This is a genomic window from Frigoribacterium sp. PhB116 (assembly GCF_004364285.1).
Classification (GTDB): Bacteria; Actinomycetota; Actinomycetes; order Actinomycetales; family Microbacteriaceae; genus Frigoribacterium.
Window position 1 is genome coordinate 508,424 of sequence record NZ_SOBE01000002.1, and the last position, 25,166, is coordinate 533,589.

20 protein-coding genes and 1 tRNA gene are annotated in these 25,166 nt (G+C 70.1%); 11 read left to right on the forward strand and 10 right to left on the reverse strand.

The annotated features are described in order from the left end of the window. Positions 1–7 precede the first annotated feature (7 nt). Both EDF20_RS08895 and EDF20_RS08900 read right to left on the reverse strand, forming a co-directional pair. Positions 8–973, reverse strand: a complete 966-nt coding sequence (locus EDF20_RS08895; RefSeq protein WP_133738413.1) for a DUF1731 domain-containing protein — start codon at positions 971–973, stop codon at positions 8–10. Continuing rightward, positions 970–1,623 (reverse strand): DUF4166 domain-containing protein, encoded by a 654-nt coding sequence (locus EDF20_RS08900; protein WP_133738414.1) that lies wholly within the window; start codon positions 1,621–1,623, stop codon positions 970–972. Before EDF20_RS08900 ends, EDF20_RS08895 begins: the two co-directional genes overlap by 4 nt. A gap of 34 nt (positions 1,624–1,657) precedes the next feature. On the opposite strand from EDF20_RS08900, the gene EDF20_RS08905 reads away from it, so the two are divergent. Further along, positions 1,658–2,536 (forward strand): sulfurtransferase, encoded by an 879-nt coding sequence (locus EDF20_RS08905; protein WP_133738415.1) that lies wholly within the window; start codon positions 1,658–1,660, stop codon positions 2,534–2,536. A gap of 116 nt (positions 2,537–2,652) precedes the next feature. Here EDF20_RS08905 and EDF20_RS08910 read toward each other — a convergent pair whose 3' ends face one another. Together EDF20_RS08910 and EDF20_RS08915 are read right to left on the reverse strand one after the other, a co-directional pair. After that, positions 2,653–2,859, reverse strand: coding sequence for a DUF1508 domain-containing protein (locus EDF20_RS08910; RefSeq protein WP_123547974.1), 207 nt, complete (start codon positions 2,857–2,859; stop codon positions 2,653–2,655). Positions 2,860–3,073: 214 nt separating this feature from the next. Then, complete coding sequence (locus EDF20_RS08915; RefSeq protein WP_123547975.1) at positions 3,074–3,520, reverse strand: hypothetical protein; 447 nt, start codon at positions 3,518–3,520, stop codon at positions 3,074–3,076. A gap of 414 nt (positions 3,521–3,934) precedes the next feature. On the opposite strand from EDF20_RS08915, the gene EDF20_RS08920 reads away from it, so the two are divergent. Together EDF20_RS08920 and EDF20_RS08925 are read left to right on the forward strand one after the other, a co-directional pair. Further along, positions 3,935–7,702, forward strand: a complete 3,768-nt coding sequence (locus tag EDF20_RS08920; RefSeq protein ID WP_133738416.1) for an ATP-binding protein — start codon at positions 3,935–3,937, stop codon at positions 7,700–7,702. A gap of 14 nt (positions 7,703–7,716) precedes the next feature. Then, positions 7,717–7,959, forward strand: coding sequence for a hypothetical protein (locus tag EDF20_RS08925; RefSeq protein WP_133738417.1), 243 nt, complete (start codon positions 7,717–7,719; stop codon positions 7,957–7,959). 84 nt (positions 7,960–8,043) lie between these two features. On the opposite strand, the gene mscL is transcribed toward EDF20_RS08925, so the two are convergent. The 3 genes from mscL to EDF20_RS08940 form a co-directional block, all read right to left on the reverse strand. Continuing rightward, positions 8,044–8,550 carry a large conductance mechanosensitive channel protein MscL gene (gene mscL / locus EDF20_RS08930; RefSeq protein WP_133738418.1) on the reverse strand — a complete coding sequence of 169 codons (507 nt, stop codon included), beginning with the start codon at positions 8,548–8,550 and terminating at the stop codon, positions 8,044–8,046. Between the two features lie 79 nt (positions 8,551–8,629). Further along, the gene (locus EDF20_RS08935; protein ID WP_133738419.1) at positions 8,630–8,995 is read right to left on the reverse strand and encodes an FmdB family zinc ribbon protein; all 366 of its coding nucleotides are present in this window, start codon (positions 8,993–8,995) and stop codon (positions 8,630–8,632) included. Positions 8,996–9,034: 39 nt separating this feature from the next. After that, positions 9,035–9,613 (reverse strand): 5-formyltetrahydrofolate cyclo-ligase, encoded by a 579-nt coding sequence (locus EDF20_RS08940; protein ID WP_133738420.1) that lies wholly within the window; start codon positions 9,611–9,613, stop codon positions 9,035–9,037. 66 nt (positions 9,614–9,679) lie between these two features. Here EDF20_RS08940 and galU point away from each other — a divergent pair, with 66 nt between their 5' ends. The 4 genes from galU (at position 9,680) to EDF20_RS08960 (ending at position 12,532) form a co-directional block, all read left to right on the forward strand. Continuing rightward, positions 9,680–10,573, forward strand: a complete 894-nt coding sequence (gene galU, locus EDF20_RS08945; RefSeq protein ID WP_133738421.1) for a UTP--glucose-1-phosphate uridylyltransferase GalU — start codon at positions 9,680–9,682, stop codon at positions 10,571–10,573. A gap of 11 nt (positions 10,574–10,584) precedes the next feature. Then, positions 10,585–11,232, forward strand: coding sequence for a GNAT family protein (locus tag EDF20_RS08950; RefSeq protein ID WP_133738422.1), 648 nt, complete (start codon positions 10,585–10,587; stop codon positions 11,230–11,232). A gap of 111 nt (positions 11,233–11,343) precedes the next feature. Further along, positions 11,344–12,381 carry a DUF3040 domain-containing protein gene (locus EDF20_RS08955; protein ID WP_133738423.1) on the forward strand — a complete coding sequence of 346 codons (1,038 nt, stop codon included), beginning with the start codon at positions 11,344–11,346 and terminating at the stop codon, positions 12,379–12,381. Between the two features lie 75 nt (positions 12,382–12,456). Beyond that, positions 12,457–12,532: transfer RNA gene (locus EDF20_RS08960), tRNA-Ala, on the forward strand. Positions 12,533–12,926: 394 nt separating this feature from the next. Here the strand turns inward: EDF20_RS08960 and EDF20_RS08965 are convergent. Both EDF20_RS08965 and EDF20_RS08970 read right to left on the reverse strand, forming a co-directional pair. Then, positions 12,927–16,865 (reverse strand): helix-turn-helix domain-containing protein, encoded by a 3,939-nt coding sequence (locus tag EDF20_RS08965; protein ID WP_166644786.1) that lies wholly within the window; start codon positions 16,863–16,865, stop codon positions 12,927–12,929. Positions 16,866–17,133: 268 nt separating this feature from the next. Next, positions 17,134–18,108 carry a hypothetical protein gene (locus tag EDF20_RS08970; protein WP_133738425.1) on the reverse strand — a complete coding sequence of 325 codons (975 nt, stop codon included), beginning with the start codon at positions 18,106–18,108 and terminating at the stop codon, positions 17,134–17,136. A 322-nt stretch (positions 18,109–18,430) separates the two neighbouring features. On the opposite strand from EDF20_RS08970, the gene EDF20_RS08975 reads away from it, so the two are divergent. Further along, the gene (locus EDF20_RS08975; RefSeq protein WP_133738426.1) at positions 18,431–19,999 is read left to right on the forward strand and encodes a methyltransferase; all 1,569 of its coding nucleotides are present in this window, start codon (positions 18,431–18,433) and stop codon (positions 19,997–19,999) included. 44 nt (positions 20,000–20,043) lie between these two features. Here EDF20_RS08975 and EDF20_RS08980 read toward each other — a convergent pair whose 3' ends face one another. Continuing rightward, the gene (locus tag EDF20_RS08980) at positions 20,044–20,985 is read right to left on the reverse strand and encodes an NAD(P)-dependent oxidoreductase (RefSeq protein ID WP_123548314.1); all 942 of its coding nucleotides are present in this window, start codon (positions 20,983–20,985) and stop codon (positions 20,044–20,046) included. Positions 20,986–21,148: 163 nt separating this feature from the next. On the opposite strand from EDF20_RS08980, the gene EDF20_RS08985 reads away from it, so the two are divergent. From EDF20_RS08985 to EDF20_RS08995, 3 genes are all read left to right on the forward strand, one after another. Then, positions 21,149–21,337: a hypothetical protein gene (locus tag EDF20_RS08985; protein WP_123547986.1), complete on the forward strand. Its 189-nt coding sequence runs from the start codon at positions 21,149–21,151 to the stop codon at positions 21,335–21,337. A 374-nt stretch (positions 21,338–21,711) separates the two neighbouring features. Then, complete coding sequence (locus EDF20_RS08990; protein WP_123547987.1) at positions 21,712–24,291, forward strand: DEAD/DEAH box helicase; 2,580 nt, start codon at positions 21,712–21,714, stop codon at positions 24,289–24,291. A gap of 103 nt (positions 24,292–24,394) precedes the next feature. Next, positions 24,395–25,156, forward strand: a complete 762-nt coding sequence (locus EDF20_RS08995) for an SDR family oxidoreductase (protein WP_123547988.1) — start codon at positions 24,395–24,397, stop codon at positions 25,154–25,156. The last annotated feature ends 10 nt before the right edge of the window (positions 25,157–25,166 follow it).

Below are 25,166 nucleotides of genomic sequence, written 5' to 3' on the forward strand. Positions count from 1 at the left end.
CCAGGCCTCAGCGGCGGCGGCGCTCCGCGACGATCTGCTTCACGGTCTCGTCGAGGTGCGGGTGCACGAACTCGTAGCCGCCCTCGACCAGTCGCTCGGGCACGACCCAGCGGCTCTTGAGCACGAGCTCGGTCTCGGTCCGCAGCACGGCGGTGCCGAGCTCGAGCATCCATCGCGTCGCGGGGAGCCCGATCGGCATGCCCACCGCACGGCGCACGATCCCCATCATCGTCCGGTCGTCGCTCGGGTTCGGCGACGACAGGTTCACGACCCCGTCGACATCGTCGTGCTCGCGCAGCCAGTCGATCGAGCCGAGCACGTCGTCGACGTGGATCCAACTGAACTTCTGGCGACCGCCTCCGGCGCCCTGATGGTGGTGGGTGCCGGCCGCGAGCCGCGCCTTCGTCGCCGGCCAGGGCCCGTCGAGCTGCGGCCCGCCGAGGCCGACCCGGGCGAGGGCCATCAGCGGCACCAGGGCGCTGCCGTCGCCGAGCACGATCGCCATCCGCAGGGCGACACGGCGCGTGCCGGGCAGCTCGCCCTCGAAGAACTCGCGCTCCCAGCTCGTGGCGACGTCGACGGAGAAGCCCCGCCCGAGCTCGCCCGTCGACTCCGTCATCGGGCGGTCCTCGGCGTGCCGGTAGATCGTCGCGGTCGACGAGTTCAGCCAGAGCCGAGGAGGCGCGGCGCAGGCGAGCACCGCCTCCCTCAGCTCCCGGGTCGTCTCGACCCGGGACCGCATGATCTCGGCGCGGTTCGCCGGGCCGTAGCGGCAGTTCACGCTCTTGCCCGCGAGGTTGACGAGCAGGTCGGCGCCGTCGAGCAGGCGGGTGATCGCGGCGGTGTCGCCCCAGCGGGCGTCGGGGCCGGATCGGCCGATCTCGCTGACGCGCGCGCCGCGGGCGCGCCAGGCGGCGGCGAGGTGCTGGCCGATGAAGCCGGACGCGCCGGCGATGACGATGTGGTCGGTCACGATGCTGTTCCCCCTGTGTCGTCGGGCTCGACCGAGTAGTCGAAGTGGCCCGTGTACTCGTAGATCCGGCCGACGAGCGGCGCGTCGAGGATCACCGAGACCCGTTGTCGACCGACGGCCTCGTCGAACTCCTCGCGCAGCGACACCCGGGGCGACACGGCGGCGGGCACCGCGACGGAACGCCGGCCGACGCGCAGGCGCATCGTGCCCGACGTCATCGACAGGGCCCCGTCGCGGGCGTGCGCGACGAGGTCGGCCGACCAGCGCCTCCGGTGCCCCAGGTGGTCGACGAGCCCCGTCGGCGACGCGCTGACGGCGTCGACCATGTGGCGCTCGCCCGACGCGAAGCGGAACGTGCGGACCGCCCGGACCACGGGAGCACCCGAGTCGTCGACGTCCGGTCGGTTGGTCACGGTGAAGGGCACGTCGTGCTGCCAGGCGGCGAAGAGCACTCCCTGCCGACCGAGCACCCACAGCACGGGCCAGAGCCAGCGCCGAGGTGTGCCCGCCCGGGCGAAGACGCCCTGGCCGCGTCCGACGGAACCGGCCGGGATCGCCCGGAAGTACGGCAGGAGGCGCGGGTGCAGCCCCGAGAGCGCCTCGCCCGCGGCGGCCTCCCACGGAGACTGCGGGGCGGGAGCGTCGGGCACGACCCGAGCCTAGGCCCGGGGCTACCCTCGCGGCATGGACACCGCCGACACCGCCGACCGCACCTCCGCGCCGCACCCCCTCGTCTCCGTCGCCGAGCTGGAGCGGTCGCTCCGGGGCGATCGGCCGCCGCGCCTCCTCGACGTGCGCTGGCGGCTGGACCGTCCCGACGGCCGGCCGGCGCACCGCGAGGGCCACCTGCCGGGGGCCGTCTACGTCGACCTCGGCTCCGAGCTCGCCGGGCACGGCCTGGCGGCGACGGAGGGGCGTCACCCCCTGCCCGCGCCCGACGACCTGCAGCGGTCCGCCCGCAGCTGGGGGCTGCGCGAGGGCGAGCCGGTCGTGGTCTACGACGACCTGGGCGGCCAGTCCGCGGCGCGGGCGTGGTGGTTGCTGCGGGCTGCCGGCCTCGCCGACGTGCGGCTGCTCGACGGCGGGCTCGGAGCGTGGACCGCGGCCGGCCTGACGGTCGAGACCGGGGACGTGCGTCCGGAGCCCGGAGACGTCGTCCTCGGCTCGGGTCGGCTGCCGACGATCGACGCGGAGGAGGCCGCCGCGTTCCCGGCGCACGGCACCCTCGTGGACAGCCGCGCCGGAGAGCGCTACCGCGGCGAGGTCGAGCCCGTCGACCCGCGGGCCGGTCACGTGCCGGGCGCCGTGAGCGTCCCGACCGCGGGCAACCTCGACGCCTCGGGCCTGTTCCTCGATGCGGACGCGCTGCGGGCGAGGTACGAGGAGGCGGGCGTCCGGCCGGGCGAGCCCGTCGCGGTCTACTGCGGCTCGGGCGTCACCGCCGCGCACGCCGCCGTCGCGCTCACGGTCGTCGGCTACGACCCCGTGCTGTTCCCGGGGTCGTGGAGCGCGTGGTCGTCCGACCCCGGCCGCCTCGTCGCGACGGGCGCCGAGCCCGGCTGACTCACGAACTCGCCCGGGTGTCCTCCTGACTCGTGCACGACTCAGGACGCGCACTCCCCCCGCCGCGCAGCTCAGGACTCGTCTTCCTGAACGAAGACGGGGGCAGGAGGCGCGGGTCAGTCGGCGTGCGTCGGCGAGGGCTCCAGGGTGCGGTCGTCGACGATCGCGTCGACCGCGGTCCGGCGCACGGAGTCGATCCCGTTGAGCGCGGACCCCTTCTGCCGGTACCCCTCCGAGGTCGCGATCACCTCGCCGTTCGCGGCGGTGAGCACGAAGCGGTACTCGCCCGACTCGCCCTGCGTGACGATGAACTTGCCGGCCATGGCGTCCTCCTCGCGTCCGGGGAGCGGCGTCTGCGCGCTCCGCGTCGCGTCAGCATAGGCAGCGCGTGTTTCGTCCGTGTCACGGGGCCGCGACATGACGCCGCGCGACGAGCGACGCGCGTCGCGACGTGCACGAGGCCGCGTCGAGCGCAGCAGCAGCCCCCGCTGCCGCCGCGCTCGCCGCGGCCTGGCCACCCGGCTCTGCCGGGGTCGGTCAGTCGCCGACGAGCACGCCGATGGCGGCCTTGAGCGTGTCGCGGTCGCGACGGAGCTTGGCGACCTCGGCCTCGAGCTCCGCGAGGCGATCGGCGGACGCCTGGTCGGCGCCGTCGCCGCCCTTGGCGCTGGCGCCGCTGCCGGGCGGACGACCGCGTCGGGGCGCGGGCGCGGCGGCCGGCTCCTCCTGCGCGTCACCGTCGGTGCGCACGGCCGAGCCGTCGTCGGCGGTGTCGGCCGCCTCCTCGGCGATGACGGACGCCGCGGGGGCGTTCGCCTTCTCCCAGGCGCGGATCCAGCCACGGAGCGACTGCTCGCCGACCTCGAACTGCTCGGCGGTCTCACGGATGATGGCGCGGTTGCCGGGCTCCGCCTCGCGGCGCTCCAGGACGCGGGCGAGCGACTGCTCGCGCGTCTCGTCGGTGTACTTCTGCTCGAAGGGCATGTCGTGTCTCCGGTCGTGAGGAGGGCGGGGGAGCAGCCACGTGGTGACGGCGCATCCGTCGTCACCACAGGACCGTTGACGCCGACGGTACTGCACTCTCACCTCACATGAGTAGATATAGATAGAAATATGTGATGACGAGCACGGTCTCGCTCGTTCCGTGACCACGCGAGGCCTGCCGCGCCGTACACATGAGCCGACGCGGACGGCGCGGCACATATGAGGACGTGTCATCATGATGCGCAGCACGCGGCGCACGACGTGGCGCACCACGTCCGATGACATGACCACACGTGTCGCGCGTCGACCGTGTCGACCACGACGGCGACCCGGCGCGCAGGAGGCGGTCGTCCAGTCGCCGCCGACCCGCCCGTCCTGAGGCGGATCACGGTGACGACGGCTTAAGGTGGCCGTGTGTGGCGCGCCGACAGACAGCATGACGACGACGACGACGGGACCAGTCCCGGCGTCGCCCCGACGGGTGCGCCCGGGGGAGCAGCGTCCCCGGGCACGGTCAGCCTCGGCGACCCCGGCCTCGCGGTGGGCAACGTGGCCGAGCCGTCCCGCACCGGGTGGCGCGACCAGCTGAGCGTCGTGGGCGGCACCTCCACCCTGCTGCACTTCGGCGACGAGCAGCGGGCCCGCATCGAGCTCAGCACCACCCACCCCGGCGGCCTCGCCCAGTTCATCACCGGCAAGACGACCCTGCTGTCGAGCCTCATCCGCGACGACCTCGCGCTCCGGACCGCCCGCGTCGCCGCCGGCGAGATCGCCGCGAAGGGCCTCGAGCTGAGCACCGTGCGCGGCATCGACGCCGTCCACCTCGCCATCGGCGTCGCCGCGTGGTCGTTCGCCGGCCGCGACCACCGCGCCCCCGTCCTGCTCCGCCCGCTCGCCATCCGGCGCCACGGCCGCGACTTCGAGGTCAAGCTGCTGGGCGAGCCGTTCCTCAACCCCGCGCTCTCCGACGCGCTGCACGACCAGTTCGACATCTCGCTCGACGCCGACGCGTTCGTCGCGCTCGCCGGCCGCGAGGGCGCGTTCACGCCCAACCCCGTGATCGACCGCCTCCGCGGCCTCACGGCGCACCTCGACTGGTTCACCGTGCAGCCGCGCCTCGTGGTGTCGACCTTCGCCGAGGTCTCGACCGAGATGGCCCTCGACGCCCGCGAGCTCGGCCACCCCGTGCTCGACGCGCTCGGCGGCAACGCCATGGCGATCCGCCAGGTGCAGGAGGGGTACCGCCCGACCACGGCGACCCCCCAGGACGAGCGCAGCCCCGAGACCGATACCCTGCTGCTCGACGCCGACCCCGAGCAGGAGAACGTCGTCGCGCAGATCGCGGCCGGCGCCTCGGTCGTGGTCAAGACGCTGCCGGGCACCGGCGGCACGCAGACCATCGTCAACGCGATCGGCCGACTCGTGTCGCAGAACAAGCGGGTGCTCGTCGTCAGCGCTCGCCGCGCCTCCCTGCGAGGCATCACCGCCCGCCTCGCCGACATCGGCCTGCCCGGCGTCGCAGTCTCGCCGACCACGCTGCGCCGCGACGTCATCCGCGCCATCAGCCGCGACGAGAAGGCCACCCACCCGCAGATGGGCGAGGTCGACGACGCGCTCGTGCGCCTCCGCAAGGTGCTCGTCGACTACCGCGGCGCGCTGAGCCGACGTGACGACGGGCTCCGCGTGTCGGTGCTCGACTGCCTCACCGAGCTGTCGCGGCTCGCCCTGCTGCCCGCGCCTCCCGCGACCACCGCGCGCCTCAGCCGCCGCAGCGTCGAGGCGATGGTCGACGGCCGTCGCCGCGTCGCCGAGACGATGGTCAACGCCGCCAACCTCGGCGAGTTCCGCTACGGCCCGGGCGACTCGCCCTGGTACGGCGCGCGCTTCACCGACTCGTTCGGCGCCGGCGACGCCCACCAGCTCGCCAAGAACCTGCACCACCGCGACCTGCCCCGCCTGCTCGAGCGAGCGCAGGAGGTGATCGGCAGCACCCGGATGCGCCCCTTCGAATCGGTGGCCGAGCTGGGCGTCTACCTGCGCCTCCTCATCGAGATCCGCGACACGCTCGACAAGTTCCAGCCCGTGGTGTTCGACCGCTCCGTCGCCGAGCTCGTCGCGGCGACCGCGCCGAAGCGCGAGGCGCCCGACATGTCGAGCGCCAACCGCCGCCGCCTCAAGAAGCTCGCGAAGGAATACGTGCGGCCCGGGGTGCACATCGCCGACCTGCACAGCGCCCTGCAGCGCATCCAGCAGCAGCGCATCGCCTGGCAGCGCTACGTGGTCGCGGGCACGCCGCCCGAGGTGCCCACGGGGATCGCCGACGCGCACGTGCTGCACCAGCAGGTCAGCCAAGATCTGGAGCGCCTCGACTCGCCCCTCGGCCTCCGCGGCGACGACAGCCTGACCGAGATCGGCGTGGCCGAGCTCGGCCCGAAGCTGCGCGACCTCGCCGCTGAGAGCGACGTGCTGCAGAACCTGCAGGAGCGCACCGAGCTCATGACGACCCTGCGCGACCTCGAGCTTGCGCCGCTCATCACCGACCTCGCGAACCGCCACGTGCCCGAGCAGCAGGTCGCCGCCGAGCTCGAGCTCGCCTGGTGGCGCTCGGCGCTCGAGTCGCTGCTCGAGGCCGACCGTGCGCTGCTCGGGGCCAACACCGCCATGCTCGACCGCCTCGAGGCCGACTTCAGGCTCGTCGACGAGGCGCACGCGGCCGGCAGCGCCCAGCTGCTCGGCTGGCAGCTGGCTGAGAACTGGAAGATCGGTCTCGTCGACTGGCCGGAGGAGGCGTCCGCCCTCAAGGCCCTGCTGCGCCAGCCGCACCTCACCGCCCGCCTGCTGCACGACGCCGCGCCGCACCTCTCGCGCGCCATCGCCCCGGTCTGGCTGGCCTCGCCCTACGAGGTGCACACCATCGCCGACACGGTGCCGTTCGACACGGTCGTGCTCGTCGACGCCGGCGCGACGACCATCGCCGAGAACGTCGGGGCGATCCGCCGGGGCAAGCAGACGGTGGCCTTCGGCGACCCCGTGACGCAGACGCCCTCAGAGTTCGACATCGCCGTGACGCCCGGCAAGCAGCCGCCTCGTCACGACGAGGCGGAGCTCGACGCCCTGCACGCCGACAGCGCCCTCGCCCGCCTGTCCACCCTGCTGCCGACCCTCTCGCTGACCCGCAGCTACCGCGCCGGCGGAGAAGACCTCGCCGAGCTCGTCAACCGCCGCTTCTACGGCGGGCGCATCGAGTCGCTGCCCTGGGCGGGCAGCTTCCTCGGGCACGGCAGCATCGCGCTCGACTACGTCTCCGGCGGCACGGCCGTGCCCGACCCCGAGTCCGGTGCCGTCGAGAGCGTCGACGCCGAGGTCGACCGCGTCGTCTCGCTCGTCGTCGAGCACGCGCGCACCCGACCGGCCGAGTCGCTCATGGTCATCACCGCGAGCGCGAAGCACGCCGTGCGCGTGCAGCAGGCCGTGCTCACGGCGGTGTCCGGCCACAAGGACCTGACGGAGTTCGTCGTCGGCGACCGGGGCGAGCCGTTCATGGTCGCCACGCTCGAGCAGAGCGTCGCCCAGAGCCGCGACCACGTGATCTTCTCGATCGGCTACGGGCGCACCCCGCACGGCCGCGTGCTCAGCGACTTCGGGCCGCTCGGCCAGCCCGGCGGGGAGCGTCTGCTCGCCGTCGCCATGACGCGGGCGCGTCGCTCGATGATCATCGTCACCTGCTTCCAGCCCGACGACATCGACGGCGGACGCATGGGCCACGGCACCGTCGCGCTGTCCGAGATCCTCACCGAGGTCCAGGCGCGCACCAGCGCCGAGCACGTGCCGGACGACTCCGACCCGATGCTCGTCGACCTGGCGCGGCGCCTCGAGGCGAAGGGCATCCCCGTCGCCCTCGGGCACCGCGGCAAGCTCGGGCTGGTCGCCGCCCACGACGGCGTCTGCGTGACCATCGAGACCGACACGACGCTGTCGCGCACGAGCCTCCGCGAGTCGCTGCGGGCCCGGCCGGAGACGCTGCGCCGCCTCGGCTGGCACTACGTCCGGGTGCACGCCTTCCAGCTGTTCACCGATCCCGACTCCGTGGCCGCACGGGTCGCCGAGGTGCTGGGGATCGACGGGACGCGCACGCAGGAGGTCCCGACGCTGTCGGCCCGCCAGCACGTCAACCGGCTCTGACCGCGATGACGGAGGTGACGAGCCCGCGCGACCCCGACTCAGGTCCCGCAGGAGGAGCGGGTCGGCCCGCCGACGACCCCGCGGTCGTCGAGGCGATCGCGTCGGCCCCGCTCGTGGTGCGGCGTCGCGGCGGCCGGCGGGTCTCGACCGAACCGGTGCCCGGCAGCGATCCTGCTCCTGCACCCGAGCCTCCTCGGCACGCGTCGGGGGAGAACGACCGTCAGCTCCGCGACGACGTGCCGCCGCACTGGGGCTGACCCCCTAGCTCCCCGCACGCGACGACGGCCCGCCGCTCCCGGTGAGGGAGTGGCGGGCCGTCGTCGTCGTGCGGAGCCGGGAGCTCAGCGGCTGCCGAGCGGTCCGTTCCCGAGGTTGACGCTGCCGCTCGGGGTCGGGTCGGCGGCGTGGCTGCCGTGACCGGCGACGCCGGAGTCGACGCCCGACTGCGCCCGCAGCAGGTCTCGGATCTCGCTCAGCAGCTCGACGTCGGTCGGCGGCACGTCCGCCGGCGGCACGGTCTCGTCCGACTGCTTCGCGAAGGTGCGCTTCAGCAGGCTGTTCACCGGGAGCACGAGGCAGAAGTACACGACGGCGGCGATGATCAGGAAGTTGATCAGGGCACCGAGCACGGCACCGAACTTGAGCTCGGCTTCGGCGCCGCTCACCGTGGGGATGCTCACGATCAGGGCCTTGTCGAGCATCGACGCGTTGAACGCCGCACCGATCAGGGGGTTGAAGATGTTGGTCACGAGCGAGGTGACGATCGCGGTGAACGCGGCTCCGATGACCACGGCGACAGCCAGGTCGATCACGTTGCCGCGCAGGACGAATTCTTTGAAGCCCTTCACAGGTGCGCTCCTTCGGGTCGAGGGGTGGTCGTCGTCGCCGACAACTCAACCACTCCTCGCCCGGTCACGCAGACCGGGGTCAGGAGGAGGAGCCGGAGCTCCCCGACGAGGAGCCGCCCGAGGACGAGCTCGACGACCCGCCCGAGGACGAGCCCGACCCGGTGGACGACGCGCCGCCTCCTGCGCTCTTCTCCTTCGCGCCCGACGACTTCTTGTCGGAGGACGACGACGAGGTCGACGACGAGCTGGTCGAGGAGCTGCCGCTCCCGCTCCGGGAGTCGGTGCGGTAGAAGCCCGACCCGTTGAAGGTGACGCCCACGGGGCTGAACACCTTGCGGAGCACGCCCTGGCAGACGGGGCAGACCGTCAGCGAGTCGTCGGTGAACGACTGGACGACGTCGAAGGCGTTGCCGCACTCGGTGCAGCGGTACGAGTAGGTGGGCACGGGCGTCCTAGCTGTGGGTCGAGGAGGCGGCCTGCGAGCTCAGAACTCGTGGATGCCGCTGGGCGTGACGACGCCGTCGACGGGCTGGTCGTGACGCTCGCACGGCACCTGCTCCACGTACTCGGAATCGAACACCACAGCATAGACCGGCGGTCGCTTCTCCATCGATCCGAGGGTCTTGTCGAAGTAGCCTCGGCCCCAGCCCATCCGCATCCCCGTGTGGTCGACGGAGGCGGCCGGCACGATGATGAGGTCGACGTCGTTGATCGCCATCGGGCTGAGCACCTCGCCGACCGGCTCGGGCAGGTCGAACAGCCCGAGCGTCTCGGTCTCGCCGTCGCCGACGGCCCAGTCGAGCAGCCCGTCGGGACGGGAGATGGGGAACAGGACGCGGACGTCGTTCTCGTAGGCCCAGTTGAGGAACGGCCGGGTGTTCGGCTCGTCCGCGGTGGAGAGGTAGGCCGACACCGACCGGACGGAGAGCCCGGACGCGAGGTCGACCAGGTGCCTCGTCAGGCCCGCGGTCGCCTGGTCACGAGCGTGGTCGCCCTGGTTGCGGCGCCGCTGTCGCAGCTCCGCCCGGAGTGCGCGCTTGGCGTTGCCGACCTCGTCCGTCATGTCCCCGATGGTACGGGCACGAAATGTGCCCCCCGCGGAACGCCGCGGGTGGATACGCTGAGCGGCATGGGCTTCACGATCAGCAAAGCAGTCATCCCCGCCGCCGGCCTGGGTACCCGATTCCTCCCCGCGACCAAAGCAATGCCGAAGGAGATGCTCCCCGTCGTCGACAAGCCGGCGATCCAGTACGTCGTCGAGGAGGCCGTGAACGCGGGCCTCACCGACGTCCTCATGATCACCGGGCGCAACAAGAACGCCCTCGAGAACCACTTCGACCACGTGTCCGAGCTCGAGGAGACCCTGAAGAAGAAGGGCGACCACGACAAGCTCGCCAAGGTCAACCAGTCGACCGACCTGGCCGACATGCACTACGTCCGCCAGGGCGACCCGCTGGGCCTCGGCCACGCGGTGCTCCGCGCCAAGATGCACGTCGGCCGTGAGCCGTTCGCCGTCCTGCTCGGCGACGACATCATCGACGCCCGCGACCCGCTGCTGACGCGCATGGTCGAGGTGCAGGGGCAGAAGAACGCGACCGTGATCGCCCTGCTCGAGGTCGACCCCTCGCAGACCCACCTCTACGGCATCGCCACGGTCGAGGAGACCGACGAGGACGACGTCGTCAAGGTCACCGGCCTGGTCGAGAAGCCGGCACAGGGCGAATCGCCCTCGAACCTGGCCATCATCGGTCGCTACGTCATCCGTCCCGAAGTCTTCGACGTGCTCGAGAAGCAGGAGCCGGGCAAGGGCGGCGAGATCCAGCTGACCGACGCCCTGATGAAGATGGCCGGCGCAGAGGAGTGGACCGGCGGCGTGTACGGCGTCGTCTTCCGCGGCCGCCGGTACGACACGGGCGACAAGCTCGACTACATCAAGGCCATCGTGCAGCTCGCGAGCGACCGGGAGGACCTCGGCGACGAGCTCCGCCCGTGGCTCAAGGAGTTCACGGCAGGGCTGGAGTAGGCGACCACCACGTGAGCAGCATCCCCACGCTGGCGGAGGGGCGGGTCGTCATCCGGCCCCTCCGCCTGCGTGACACCCGCGACCTCGACCAAGCGCTGGCTGAGAACCGCTCGTGGCTCCGGCAGTGGGAGGCCACCAACCCGAACGGGTTCACGAGCCACGACGTCCGCGGCAGCATCCGCTCCCTCCAGGTGAACGCCCGCGCCGGCCTCGGCCTGCCGTTCGCCATCGAGCTCGACGGCCGCTTCGTCGGGCAGCTCAACGTCAGCGGCATCACCTACGGCTCGCTCGGCTCGGCGACGATCGGCTACTGGGTCACGCAGTCGGCAGCCGGGAACGACGCGACCCCGATCGCGGTCGCGCTGGCCACCGACCACTGCTTCCGTGCCCTCGGCCTGCACCGGATGGAGATCTGCATCCGCCCCGAGAACGGTCCGAGCCTCCGCGTGGTCGAGAAGCTCGGCTTCCGCTACGAGGGGCTCCGGCGTCGCTACATCCACATCAACGGCATGTGGCGTGACCACTTCTGCTTCGCGCTGGTGGCCGAGGAGGTGCCCGAGGGCGTCCTGCACCGGTGGCGGTCGGGCACGGTCCCGGTCGGGCAGGGCAGCGTGCCGCCCGACGCGCTGGCGGAGGCCGAGCGGCAGCTGCCGCTCTAGGCGGGTCTGCTGGAGATCTGCCCGGATCTGGCCTGGATCCGCGCAGAACTGGGCGAGACACACCCCACGACATGGCCGACGCGCCGTGCCGCCGCTCATACCCTCGTCAGCATGGACATCGGGTCGTGGGGCGGGGGCCTCGTGCTGGCGCTCGTCGCCGTGCTCTGGCTCGTCTACCTCGTGCCCACCTGGCAGCGCCGTCGCGAGTACCTCGCCACCGAGCGCAACGCCGTGCGCCTGCAGCAGACCCTCCGCATCCTCGCCCAGACGGCCGAGCTGCCGGAGGAGGTGCGGATCGAGGCCAACGCTCGGTCCGTCGCCGACGCGCAGCGCATCCTCGCCCGCGAGGAGACGAAGCGTGAGGCCCTCCGCCGGGCCCACGAGGCCGCTCGTCAGCGTGCCGTCACCCGCGAGCTGGCCGCAGCGGCACCCGTGCTCCGTGCCGCCGACCACGATCCCGCCCTGGCCGCCCGCCGCCTCCGTCGTTCGCGTCTCGTCTCGACCGTCGTGCTCGTGCTCGGGGCGGTCGCGATCGTCGCGGGCATCGCGACCTCGTTCTGGGTCGCCTCGATCGCGGGGCTCGTCTTCGGGGCCGGAGCGGTCGCGATGCTCGCCCAGCTGGCCGCGGTGTCACGGGCGCGGGCGCGGCGTCAGGTCGCCTCCGCTCCTCGCGTCGGCCAGCCGCTCAAGGACTTCTCCTCGTCGCTCGCCGACCCCGAGGCAGAGGTCGAGGCCGAGTCGCGGGAGTGGACCCCGGTCCCCGTGCCGACGCCCCTGTACCTGCGCCGCGGACGCCAGCGACCCGCGTCCCGGCCCGCAGCCACGGCGGCGGCGTCGGCTCCCGCCGCGGAGTCGCCCGCAGACGACCTGCGACGTCAGTCGGAACGCTCCGTCCAGGCGCTGAGGGAGTCCCAGCGGGCACAGCACCAGGCGCTGCGCGAGGCCGCTCGGGCCGAGGCGGCCCTCTCCGCGCCCCGGGCGGTGCCGGCGCCCGCGACGTCGAGGGCACCTGCCGCGCAGACGGCGGCTGCCCCCCCGCCGCCGCCTCCCGCCGCCCCCAGCCGCTTCGCGCGCATGGGCATCGTCGACGACCTCGGCGAGCCGAGCTTCCGCCTCGACGAGGCGCTCGAGCGACGCCGCGCGGTCTGAGCCGCCTCGGGGAGGCGGGCGTCGCGTCGATTCGGACCGGCGCCTCCTCGGGTGCTATCGTTGCGGAGCAGGTCTGGGGCTATGGCGCAGTTGGTAGCGCGTCTCGTTCGCAATGAGAAGGTCAGGGGTTCGAATCCCCTTAGCTCCACCATCAGACAGCCGGTTAGGCACGAGGGATCGTGCTTAACCGGCTTTCTTCGTCGGGTTCGGTGCGCCCACGACTGCAGCTACGTTCGTCGAATGCGCCTCACTTGGGGGGCGTCAGCATTCATGTTGGCGACTCCTATGGGCACCCCGGATTCAGCGTGTCCGAATCCCTACCCGCTCTCTACCTCCAAGTTTGGCGTCTTGATGCATGAGGTGCCTCGGTCGGCGCAGATCTAAGGGTCGCGGAACGACGTTGAGAGCCACCGGATGGTCGTCGTGTTTAGTCAGTCACGCCACCATTAGCCCCTGTGACCTCGCTTGTCATGAGTGGCGTCCATCGCAATACCGAAAAAAGTTCGCCACGGCTCCGCAGGCGGGGGTGTTGCCGAGAGCCGAGCTTATGCGTCGTCGGAACGCCTCTCAGAGTCGGCATCGTGGTGTTCCGCCTCGCGCGCGAAGTCCTCAGCAATACCGCGAAGAATCCTTGCCGTGCGGGGCCACTTGTTGGTGATCTGCGCTGACCATGCTCGGTAAGTTTCTTCCAACGTCCTTTCCTGGGTTCCGCCGTCAAAAAGATCCCGAGAGTGCACACCACGCTGGTTGTAGCGGCCGATCGCGAGGCCCGCGTCGAGCCGGGCGCTGCCGACGTTTTCGATGATCTCGCGCACTGGCTCGGCAGGCCAGGCGCCATCGGTACCGGTAGGGCTCGTGGCGAGAACCTCACCAATGACCTCGTCACCGATAGACATCCGCGCGGTCTCAGAGAAGGCGAGCCGTGCCGCTCGGACCCAAGTCGTGAGATGGTTCACGTCGACCGTGCCGTCAGGTCGCCCACCAGGAATCGCGCTCCATTCGTGCAGCACACTCCACGAAAGGTGCGCTCGCGCTTGATCTTGGGCGGACGGATCGCCAGCTGGCTCGTTCTCGCCTCGGTAGACCATGCTGACGAGCGCGACGAACTCTGTTGGGTCCTCGTTCAGGAGCCCGTAAAGGGCTGCTGATGGCCGATGATCATGGAGAAGCTCAAAAAAGGTGAACTCGAACGCCGGCAGTCGTGGGTGATCAGGTGCCTCCTGCTCTAGGAAGGTGAGTACCTGTTCCAAGTGGTGCGACGTTGCCTGATGGTCCGTTAGTGGTTCGTGCGTCATGACGAGTGCATCCACAACGAATTCGACGATGGAGATTCCTGGCTTAGGTTCCGAGGTCAACGAAGCCGAAAGTAAGTCGAGCGCTCGCCAAGGACGCTCGTGTCCACAGAGAAGCCGGAGGGCTTCCTCGAGTTCTCCCGGCTCCACGTGAAAAGGGCGGACGCTCTTCCAGTAGCTGTCTCGAAGCGGAGCTTCAAGAGTCGAAGCCCATTCCCACTGGGCTCGCCCAAACGGAAGCGTGCCCAAGACATTTACCTGGGCGCGCTCACTCTCGACGTGACCGGAACTGAGAATTGTCTCAGCTTCTGACAAGCCGTTCTCGGCAATGCGGCTCCCTACAAAAGCGACTGCAACCTGGGCAAGGTTCTGCTGATCGCTATCGAGCCAGTCGAGGAGTTGGCCGTCAGGCGCATCGTTTCGAGCGCCCAGAACGGTGCCCAGCGATCGTGCGTCTTCGACTGCGAGGGCGAGCCTAGTGAGCGCATTTATTCCCTGCGAAAGAACAGCTTCCACCGCGTTGCGCTGCAGACGGTCTCGCTCGATTCGGTACTTGTCGGTTGACCGAGGTGTACCCGGAATCGGGGCCCGCCATCCGAAGGCGCTGACAAAACGCATTGGATCGTCGGCTGGCTCGATGACAGCAGCGATGGCCTCGAGACGTCGCAAGTGTTTTTCAGGCATCGCCCACTGACTCGTGCTGAACTCACGATGCTGGAGAGTCTCGTTCTCGATCGTCTGCCAGACGGCGGTTCGTTCGGCTTGTGACCAGGTACCCTCTAGCGCAGCCCGCTCGAGTGCGTCAAGAGACCCGTCTCGAAAGGCCGGCGGTAGCTCGTCGATCTTCGGGATGAGGTCACGCCATCGATCGGCATTGGCTCCGGCAGCGTCTGTGGACAGAGCTGTCATAGCTTCCGTGAAACGGCCCCAGTCCGCCCACGTCACCGACTCCCTCGTGGCGGTCCAATCCCGGTGCTTCGGCTTCTGCGGCGTTAGTGCCGTCGCATGGCGAGAGGGCAATAGGGCGAGGATGAGCTTCCACCCAACCTGCGGGTCTCGGAGATGGAGCTGGCGAGCAAACTCGACCTTGTCGTCGACGCTCGCACCGCTATTCATAAGCCAGCCGAGTTCGACACTTGCGAGACTCTCGGCAGGACGGTTGCTAAGTCGTCCACCCGGGTCGATGTGTGTCAGCTTGGCTAGCACCGATGCGCTGCGAGAGAAGTAGACGGGGGACCAACAGAGCAGTTCGAGCGCCCAGAGAAGATTGGGGTGAGGGGACGATGGGCCCCAGAAGTCGCCGGACTTGTCTTGGAAGAGGTCCGCTGACTGCGGTTCTGCGGCACCGAGATCACTGTCCACGAAATCCAGAAAGATATCCGGTGACGCCTCGGCCAGAGCGGCAAACGATCTTGAGAGTTGACTCCAGCCAGAACCCCTGCGGGTGCTCGCCTCTGTTAGTAGTCGGTGAACGATCTGGTCGATCTGACGTTGTATCTGCAAGGTGGGTAAATCTTCGCTGGTGGCTGCCGCGAGGGTGAGGGCGTTTGCCATTCCACGCTTCAGAGTCTCGGAAGTTTTTGGCCGTGTCCCGCTCGCCTGGGCCTGCATGCGCTCGAAACTGCCCATGCCGTCGTATGGGTCTACTTCAAGAAGCACCTTCGTCACGACGTCGGACCAGACTCGGTAGTGGTCCGGGCTTAGCTTGGGGAGGAGGCTGAGCGCCGCCTCCGCGGGCGACGCGAGAGTCCAGTTCCCACCAGAGCGCACGAACGGGGGATCCGGTTTGGTGGCGAGCGAACTCAGGAGGAGTTCGATCTGCGCCCTAGGTATTCCGGTGAGTTGTTCGATGACCGCTTGGTCGCCTTCCGAGGCCGTCCATGAGCCAGCGGAAATCAGCGGCGCAAGAACTGCGGCTGTATCTGCGTGTTCAACCCAGGGAGGAAGCTGGTATCTAGACTCGCGCCCGATCCGTCGGAACAAGGCTGGCATGCTCCGGCGAGCGAGGGCCACGAGGCTCGCTCGGTCCTGATCAGGAACTTCGCTCAATGCTGCCGCGCCCTCCACGCGTCCGATTCGTGGGAGGGCTATGTGACGGTCTCCCCGCACGATGTCGGCCGTTCCTGCTGGAAGAATCACCTGGTGGCCGCGATCAATCGCAGCACCCAGATCGAGGCCATCCCTATGAAGGGGAATCAGGATCAGCTGCTCGCGCGATTCGGAGATGCGCTGCCATGAAGACTCGTCTTGTACGACGACCATTCGCTCGCGAGCATGGTCGACATGTGCGATCGCGGCGTAGGCAAAGGCGATGACCTCGTCGACCCACGGGGAAGAGATCGTTATGGGCTCAGCGTTCGTCCCCGCCCTGAGGAAGCTTTCTAGCTTCTCCACTTCGGACTCGCGACCGGCGATGAAAAAGCTCTCTGGAAGTCTCGGGCTGGTGCGTGACGTGAACCGATCCCACCATGTCGTGATGGTGTATGCGTCGCGCGGCCGGTAGCCCAGGCGTTCGGACAGCCAATAGTGGACGGCTGGTGCTGTGAGCAACCATGCCTCTATCGAGTGAGCGTCTAGTGCGCGCACCCCTGCGAAGTGTCCGTCGCGAGCTCGCTCGGCGGCCCAGTCTTGACCTCCTGCCCAATTTCGCGGCGTTATGAACACGAAGGTCGCGCGGCAGTCCTCAGCAGATGGAGGGACTCGCTTGTCGTAATCGCTTTGCGCTTTCTGTCTCGGTTTTGCGTCCGTGCCGAGCTCGAATCGAAGCGGTCCGTTCGGCAGAACCAGCGCGCTGATTGAGGCAGCGGTGCCGTCCCACCCAGGTGCCGCCACGCCCTCATGGGCACGCATCTCCAGATCCGTGACACCGGGCGTGCTGGCGAGGAGGCGGCGTACGAGGTCAGGGAACGCGCCCTTAGCATCGAGCGTGGCGCCCCATCGATCAATGTCTAGCGCGCGAGCAAGCTCTGGCCCGATGGTGCTGAAGGAAGGGGCGGCCACGGACTTCGATTCGCCCCGCTCTCGAGCTACTCGTTCGACGTACAGGCGTGAGAATCGGTGTGCCGAGGATCCAGGCACTCGGGAAGACACCAAGACTCCCGATTTCACCCAATTGCGGACGGTGTTCACGTGAACACCAAGAGCCATGGCTGTCTGTCGCACGTTCAGAAATTCGCCCGCTTCGTCATTCATGACACGAACCTAGCTAATTGTGGACTTTGTGTGTACAGCGATCAGGGCGCTTATCGCTGCCCAGAGGATTCGGCGTCAGGCAGCCTCGGCTGCATTGAGTAAGGAGGCGTCCCATTCGAGTGCGCCGACGTCTCTGTTCACTGCTCCAAAGTGAACTCGAAGGCGCGGGCCACGCCCGCCAGGCAGCCTGCCGGACATCCTCGCGCGCGGGTCTTAACGCCCTGGCCGGATTGCGGCACGCCGACGAATCAAGAAGGCCGCGACTGGACTATCCGCTCAGGCCACGAACGGACTTATTGCTTGTGCGGCCGCAAATCCCCCACCGCCAACAAGCAGCAACCGTAACCCGCCACCAGCCAAGTAGCGGCAGGAGAAGACTCCCTAGGATCCCCGCCAAAACGCCCCAGAAGAAAGTCACCCGGCCGGCATCTCGTTCCGCCCTCGAATCAGTGATGGTGCCGGATGGGGTCAGAGTCGCGCGAGATGTTTCGACCCACGTCAATGGTTCACGCGTGATTGGCTCGATGGACACCGACTCGAGCCGGTCTGCAGGGGAGAGTCGTCCGTAGCTGACGGTGATCGACAAAGGACTAGGAACCTTCAGCCCTGTGAAATCGTCGATAACAATTTCGGCCTCGTCACCGATCGTGGCCGGCAAGTAGGTCGTTCCGACGGTGGGTAGCTGGAACACTTCAGTTTGGCCTGACTTGACGAGCGTCGATGCATAGGCCGAGATGTCGAGGTACGCGATTCCGCCACCATGTTCGCCGACGGGCTTGAGTCGCCCGGATACGACGACGATGTCTTCCTTAACCTCGTTTGAGGCCCAGGCGGAATCGGGTGAGCCGCTGGTCTCGATACAGGCCAGCTCCGGAACCGCGCTAACAGTCGCCGATGAACATCTGCCATTCGAGCTCTGTCGGTCACTCTGATCTGCAAGGTCGTCTCGCGGAAGAGCGGATCCACCAAGTGCTATGAAAAACGTTGGCATGTCATTCTGGTCGAGGCCTTCGGCCAGGACGCGAACGACGTACGCATCTGAGGCGTAGTCCTCATTCTCCATTGTCGCCAAGGCCGAGGTGACCTCAACGTTGAGCTGAGCTCTAACGTCGGGACGATCAAAGTAGAGATTGATCGATCCAGGCGGCGGAGGATCGCCGATCGTCGGCAGAGCGGCGTCGAACTGATTTACGAGCCCCACAGTCCCGAGACCAAGAGCCACGGTCCCCAGGACTGCGATCACCAACCTTGTCGTTGGAAACCGCGGCGGAGCGGCCGAGCTGGCCGGTCCCGAAATGGTTGCCGCGGGCGTCCTGACCAGACACCGTGCTAGCGGGAGTAGTAGCAAACCTCGAACGAGTTTGGAGGTCTTTGAAGACACGAAGTATAAGCTAGCGGATGGGCTGTCGTGCGCATTTAGTTAGGGGCAGATGCTCCGCCACGGGACGTAGTTCGGAGACTCCCTTGCAGCGCAGGCACGGCGTGGCGGCGGCCAGCGTGGGGCGTCTGGCGCGACTGGGCCGTGCGGGCAGACGGGCCGACCGCTGGTCCGCGAAGATGGAGTCGTGCCCCTCGACTCCCGTGACCCTGACCTGCTCGCGCGCCTCCGGGCCGACCTCGCGTCCTCCGACTTCACGGTCGACCGGCTGACGGGGCCCGACGCCTGGGGCGCGAGCGCGGGCGCGGCACTGTTCCGGGGAGAGCGCGTCGCGGCCCGTCGTGCGCTCGTGAGGAGCGCCTCCCGCGTGCCGTCGCTCCGTCCGGCGGCGACGCTGGCGTCGCTGCTCATCCTGGGATGGCCGCAGCCGCTCGCCGACGTGGAGGCGGCGCTGCCGACCCTGGGGGCGGCAGGCGCTGCCGCGCTCGGCCTGATCGAGGCCTCCGACGACGAGGTGCGCGCGCTGGTCGACCTGCGGCCGTACGCGTTCGTCGACGCGTCCGGCGAGGCCAGCTGGTGGATCGCCTCCGACCTCGGCGAGCTGGCCCTCGGGGGCGCGCTCCGCGAGGACCACGTGCTGGGGGTCGGCGGGGCGTCGGCGACGCTGGCCGGGCTGATGATCCCGCGCACCGTCGACAGCGCGCTCGACCTCGGCACGGGCTGCGGCATCCAGGCGCTGCACGTCGCCCGGCACGCCCGCCGGGTCGTCGCCACCGACATCTCGCAGCGCGCCCTCGACTTCGCGGCCTTCAACGCCGCCCTCAACCTCGTCGACGGCATCGAGTTCCGGCTCGGCAGCCTCTTCGAGCCCGTCGAGGGCGAGTTCTTCGACCACGTCGTCTCGAACCCGCCGTTCGTCATCACGCCCCGGGCCGAGGGCGTGCCCGAGTACGAGTACCGCGACGGCGGCATGGTCGGCGACGACCTCGTCGCGTCCGTCGTGTCGCAGGTCGGCGCCCACCTCACGCCGGGAGGCGTCGCGCAGCTGCTCGGGAACTGGGAGACAGGAGGGGCGGACGCGGCTGCCGGGAAGCGCGGGGCGTACTCGGTGGCCGACTGGGTCGCCCGCGGCGGCGTCCCGCTCGACGTGTGGGTGGTCGAGCGCGAGCTGCAGGACCCGGCCGCCTACGCCGAGACCTGGATCCGCGACGGCGGCACCCGTGCGGGCACCGCCGACTTCGAGCGGCTCTACGAGGCCTGGCTCGGCGACTTCGAGCAGCGGGGCGTCGTCGAGGTCGGCTTCGGCTACGTGACCCTGAGGCGACCTCTCGACGCGGCGACGGAGCCCGTGGTCCGCACGGAGCGCCTCCTCGGGGGCCTCGGCTCGAACGACGTCGGCCTCGGTCGGCACCTCGGGGCGACGCTCGACGCCGTCGACCTGCTCCGCTCGCTCGACGACGACGCCCTGCTGGGCACCCGTCTCACGGTCGCCGGCGACGTCACGGAGGAGCGGCACTACTGGCCCGGCAACGACGACCCCACGGTCATCACGCTGAGGCAGGGAGGCGGCTTCGCCCGGTCGGTCGAGTCGGGCACGGCCCTCTCGGCGCTGGTGGGCGCCTGCGACGGCGAGCTCAGCGTCGGCGCGATCGTGGGCGCGCTCGCCCACCTGCTCGAGGCCGACGAGGGCGCGCTCACGGCCGAGCTCCTGCCCCGGGTGCGCGAGCTCGTGACGACGGGGATGCTCCGCGCCTGATCGCCGAGCGGGCAGGGCCGCGGTGCCCGCTCGGCTCCGACGGGCTAGAGGTCGTCGCCCGTCTCGTCGTCGGCCGCCGCTGCCTCCTGCTTGCCGACCCGGTCGCCCCAGGTGCGCCAGCTGTACTCGGGCACGAAGCCGAGCAGGTCGCGGGCCTTGTCGCTGCTGAGCAGGGAGTCCGTGCCCTCGACGGCGGCCCGGCGCTCGACGGTCGGCCAGAACTGGTCGGCGAGCAGGGCGGTGGGCGTGTTCATGACCGTGTCGGTCGCGGCGATGATGAACGCCTCGAAGCCGACGAGGTCGCTCTCGAGCGCCTTCCGCACGGCCTGGGCACCGTCGCGGGCGTCGATGTACGAGAAGAGGTTGAACGTCTTCTTCTCGGGGGTCTCGTCCCAGGGGTACTCGGAGTAGTCGCCGTCGTCCATGACGTTCGAGAAGCGGAGGCCGATCATCTTCAGCTGGCGGTCCCAGCGGGTGAAGTGGCGGGCCATCTCCTCGTCGAGGGCCTTGCCGAGCGAGTACGACGACTCGGGCCGCACGGCGTACTCCTCGTCGAGGGGCAGGTAGGGCGGGTCGAGGTCGAACGGGATGCCGAGCAGGGTCTCGCTCGAGGCCCAGACGACGTTGCGGATGTGGGCCGCACGGGCTGCGGCGAACACGTTGTAGCTGCCGGTGACGTTGTTGTGGAAGAGGGTCGCGTTCGGCACGAGCCCGGGCGCCGGGATCGCCCCGAGGTGCACGACGGCGTCGATCGAGTCGTAGCGGTCGTCGACGTGGGTGAGCGCCTGCAGCACCTGGCCGTAGTCGGACAGGTCGACCTGCACGTACGTGACGCCCTCGACCGGGTCGGGGCTCGGCACGCGGTCGAGCAGCACGACCTCCCAGCCGTGGGCGGCGAGGTCGCGGACGACGGCTCGGCCGAGCTTGCCGCTGCCTCCGGTGACTGCGACGCGGAGGGCCGCGGGGGACGGGGTGGATGACGACATCGTCTGCACTCTTCCTGGGGTCGGGGCGGCGCTCGGTGCGCCTGCTCCTGTCTACCGTGTCGGCGCTGGACGTGCGCGACGGAGCCGCGGGTACGGTCGTGCGGGACGGGGCCGTCCGGGCCCCTCCGCCGCCACGGCGACGGACGACACGAGGAGGCGCCCCATGAGCGACACCCAGAGCCACGACCCCGCAGACCACGACGTCGACCCCCGCCACGACTCGGCCGCCGTGCACGGGGACGACCCGGCGCCCGTCGAGGAGCACGCCGGCTCGGCCGCCGACGACGCCGCTCGCGAGGGCGCCGTCGAGCAGGTGGACGACACGCTCGGCGGGCACATCCCGCTGCGCTGAGCCCGTTGGCCGCGGAGCGCAGCTCCGCAGCCCCTCGGTGCCCCCAGTTCTAGTCGGACGCATGAATCACCCGCCGTTCACCCCACCGCGCCGAAGAGGCGCGGGCTACAGTGCAGTGTGCTCACCGGCTGGTTACCGGGGCACATCGCGCCCGTCATCGTCGACGTGCGACCGAGCGTGGTCTCCTGATCCGATCCCGCCCGGCCCCGTCCGAGGGCGCGACCGCACGCCTCCGCCCGAGCCCTGCTCGGCCACGGGGGCGTGTGCTGTCTCGGGACTCGCCGTCTCGCCCCTCCCGCGTGCCCGGACCGGTGCCGACCGCCTCCGGCCCGCCTCGCCTCGCTGTCGCTGGCATGGGGCAGGATCGACACATCATGTCGCCCGCCCCCTCCGCACCGCTGTCCGCCCTGCTGCCCGAGAACCCGGGGCCCGAGTCGTACGACCAGGACACGGCCTACGCCGACTTCGCGGAGTGGGCCGAGAACCGGGGCCTGCCGCTGTACCCGGCGCAGGACGAGGCGATGATGGAGCTCGTCTCCGGCGCCTCGGTCGTGCTCAGCACGCCGACCGGCACCGGCAAGTCGCTGGTCGCCGCAGGCGCGCACTTCGTCGCCCTCTCGCAGGGCAAGCGCACCTACTACACCGCGCCCATCAAGGCCCTGGTCAGCGAGAAGTTCTTCGCCCTGGTCGAGCTGTTCGGGCCGGAGCAGGTGGGCATGGTCACGGGCGACTCGTCGGTCAACGCCGACGCGCCGATCATCTGCTGCACCGCCGAGATCCTCGCGAACCTCGCCCTGCGCCACGGCTCGGACGCCGACGTCGACCAGGTCGTGATGGACGAGTTCCACTTCTACGGCGACCAGTCGCGCGGCTGGGCCTGGCAGGTGCCGCTGCTGCTGCTCGACCGTGCGCAGTTCCTCCTCATGTCGGCGACCCTCGGCGACGTCACGCGCCTCGTCGACGACCTGTCGCGCCGCACCGGGCGCCCGGTCGCCCGGGTGACCGGCGTCGAGCGCCCGGTGCCGCTGCACTACTCGTACGCCCAGACCCCCGTGCAGGAGACGGTCGAAGAACTGCTCTCCACCGGCGAGGCCCCCGTCTACGTCGTGCACTTCTCGCAGGCCGCCGCGCTCGAGCGCGCGCAGGCCCTGTCGAGCATCAAGGTGGCCAGCCGTGAGCAGCGCGACGAGATCGCCGAGCTGATCGGCGGGTTCCGCTTCAGCACCGGCTTCGGCAAGACCCTCAGCCGACTGGTGCGCTCGGGCATCGGCGTGCACCACGCGGGCATGCTGCCCAAGTACCGGCGCCTCGTCGAGCAGCTCGCCCAGCGGGGGCTGCTCCGCGTCATCTGCGGCACCGACACCCTCGGCGTGGGCATCAACGTGCCGATCCGCACCGTCCTGCTCACCGCGCTCACGAAGTTCGACGGCACCCGGATGCGACAGCTGACGGCGCGGGAGTTCCACCAGGTCGCGGGTCGCGCCGGCCGCGCCGGCTACGACACCTCGGGCACCGTCGTGCTGCAGGCGCCGGAGCACGAGATCGACAACCTGAAAGCGATCGAGAAGGCGGGCGACGACCCGAAGAAGAAGCGCAAGATCGTCCGCAAGAAGGCGCCGGAGGGATTCGTCTCGTGGGGCGAGCCCAGCTTCCACAAGCTGATCGCCGCCGAGCCGGAGGCGCTGGTCTCGCACATGCAGATCACCCACGCCATGCTGCTCAACGTCATCGGCCGCGGGGGCGACGTCTTCGCGAACGTGCGCTCGCTCGTGTTCGACAACCACGAACCCCGGTCGGCGCAGTACGCGATGGCGCGCCAGGCCATCTCGATCTACCGCACGCTCCGCACCGCGGAGGTCGTCGTGCAGGAGGCGAGCCACGACGGAGGCGCGCCCACCATCCGCCTGACGGTCGACCTCCAGGCGAACTTCGCCCTGAACCAGCCGCTCTCGCCGTTCGCCCTGGCGACCTTCGACGTGCTCGACCAGGAGTCGCCGAGCTACGCGCTCGACGTCGTCTCCGTCGTGGAGGCGACCCTCGACGACCCGCGCCCGATCCTCTCGCAGCAGCAGTTCAAGGCCCGCGGCGAGGCCGTGGCCGAGATGAAGCGCGAGGGCGTCGAGTACGACCAGCGGATGGAGCTGCTCGAGGGCGTCACCTGGCCGAAGCCCCTCGACGAGCTCCTGACCGCGCTGTTCGAGACGTACGCGGCGTCCCAGCCGTGGATCGGCGACTTCGCGCTGAGCCCCAAGTCGGTCGTGCGCGACCTGTACGAGCGCGCGATGACGTTCGGCGACTACGTGGCCTTCTACGGTCTCGCGCGCTCGGAGGGCCTCGTGCTCCGGTACCTCTCCGACGCGTTCCGGGCCCTGCGCCAGACCGTTCCCGACGAGGCCAAGACCGACGAGCTGGCCGACCTGATCGAGTGGCTCGGCGAGCTGGTGCGCCAGGTCGACTCGTCGCTGCTCGACGAGTGGGAGGAGATGCTCAACCCCCGCGAGGTCGAGGCCCATGACGAGATCGTGCCGCCGGTGCTCCGCCGCTTCACGGCGAACGACCGCGCGTTCCGCATCGCGGTCCGCAACGAGATGTTCCGCCGGGTGCAGCTGATGGCCCGGGACGACGCCGAGGGGCTGGGTCAGCTCGACGCCTCCTCGGGGTGGGACACCGACCGCTGGGGCCAGGCCCTCGACCGCTACTTCGACGAGTACGACACGATCGGCACCGACACCGACGCGCGCGGGCCGCACATGCTGCAGATCGAGCAGCTGCCGACCGTGTGGCGCGTGCGGCAGATCCTGGCCGACCCCGACGGCGACCACGACTTCGGCATCTCGGCCGTCGTCGACCTCGCGTCGAGCGACGAGCGGGGGGAGGCGGTGGTCACGGTCACGGCCGTCGGCCCGGCCTCCGAGCGCGCCGGCGGCAGCGGAGGCAGGGTCGTCGAGGAGTAACGTTGTCGGCGGCCCGGCCGACCACGGCTGCCCGTCACCCCCGGAGCGACCCTCCGGTGCACCGCCCCCGGCGACCCGTCGCCGGGCCCCCCGAGGAGGACCCATGTCTCGCCTGTCCGGCAAAGTCGCGATCGTCACGGGAGCCGCCTCGGGCATCGGCGAGGCCATCGTCCGCCGCTTCGCCGACGAGGGGGCGCAGGTCGTCGCGACCGACATCCTCGACGGATCGGCCGTCGCGGCCGAGGCCGGCGCGGAGTTCATCCAGCACGACGTCGCCAACGGCGGCGACTGGAAGCGCGTGATGGACAGGGTGGCCGACCACTACGGGCACCTCGACGTGCTCGTCAACAACGCGGGCATCGTCTCGGGACAGTCGATCGACGTGACGCAGCTCGAGAGCTGGAACCGCGTCTTCGCCGTCAACGTCACGGGCGTCATGCTCGGCACGCGGTTCGCGATCGAGCAGATGCGCGCCAACCCCGAGCGGTCGGGCGGCTCGATCATCAACCTGGCGCCGGCGACGTCGTTCCTCGGCTTCGGCGACGACGCGGCCTACACCGCCAGCAAGCACGCCCTGGTCGGCCTCACCCGCTCGAGCGCCGCGCACGCCGCCCAGGAGGGCTGGGACATCCGCATCAACTCGCTGCACCCCGGGCCGACCGACACGGCGCTGTTCCGACGTCAGGTCGAGGCCCAGCCCGCCCTGCTCGACGCGTTCCGCACGATGAGCCCCCGCGGGCGGCTGGCCATGCCGGAGGAGGTGGCCGGGCTCGCCCTGCACCTCGCGTCCGACGACTCCGCGTTCTCGACGGGCGCGCAGTTCGTCGTCGACGGCGGGCTGTCGAGCACGCACCCCTCGATGTAGCGCGCCGCGC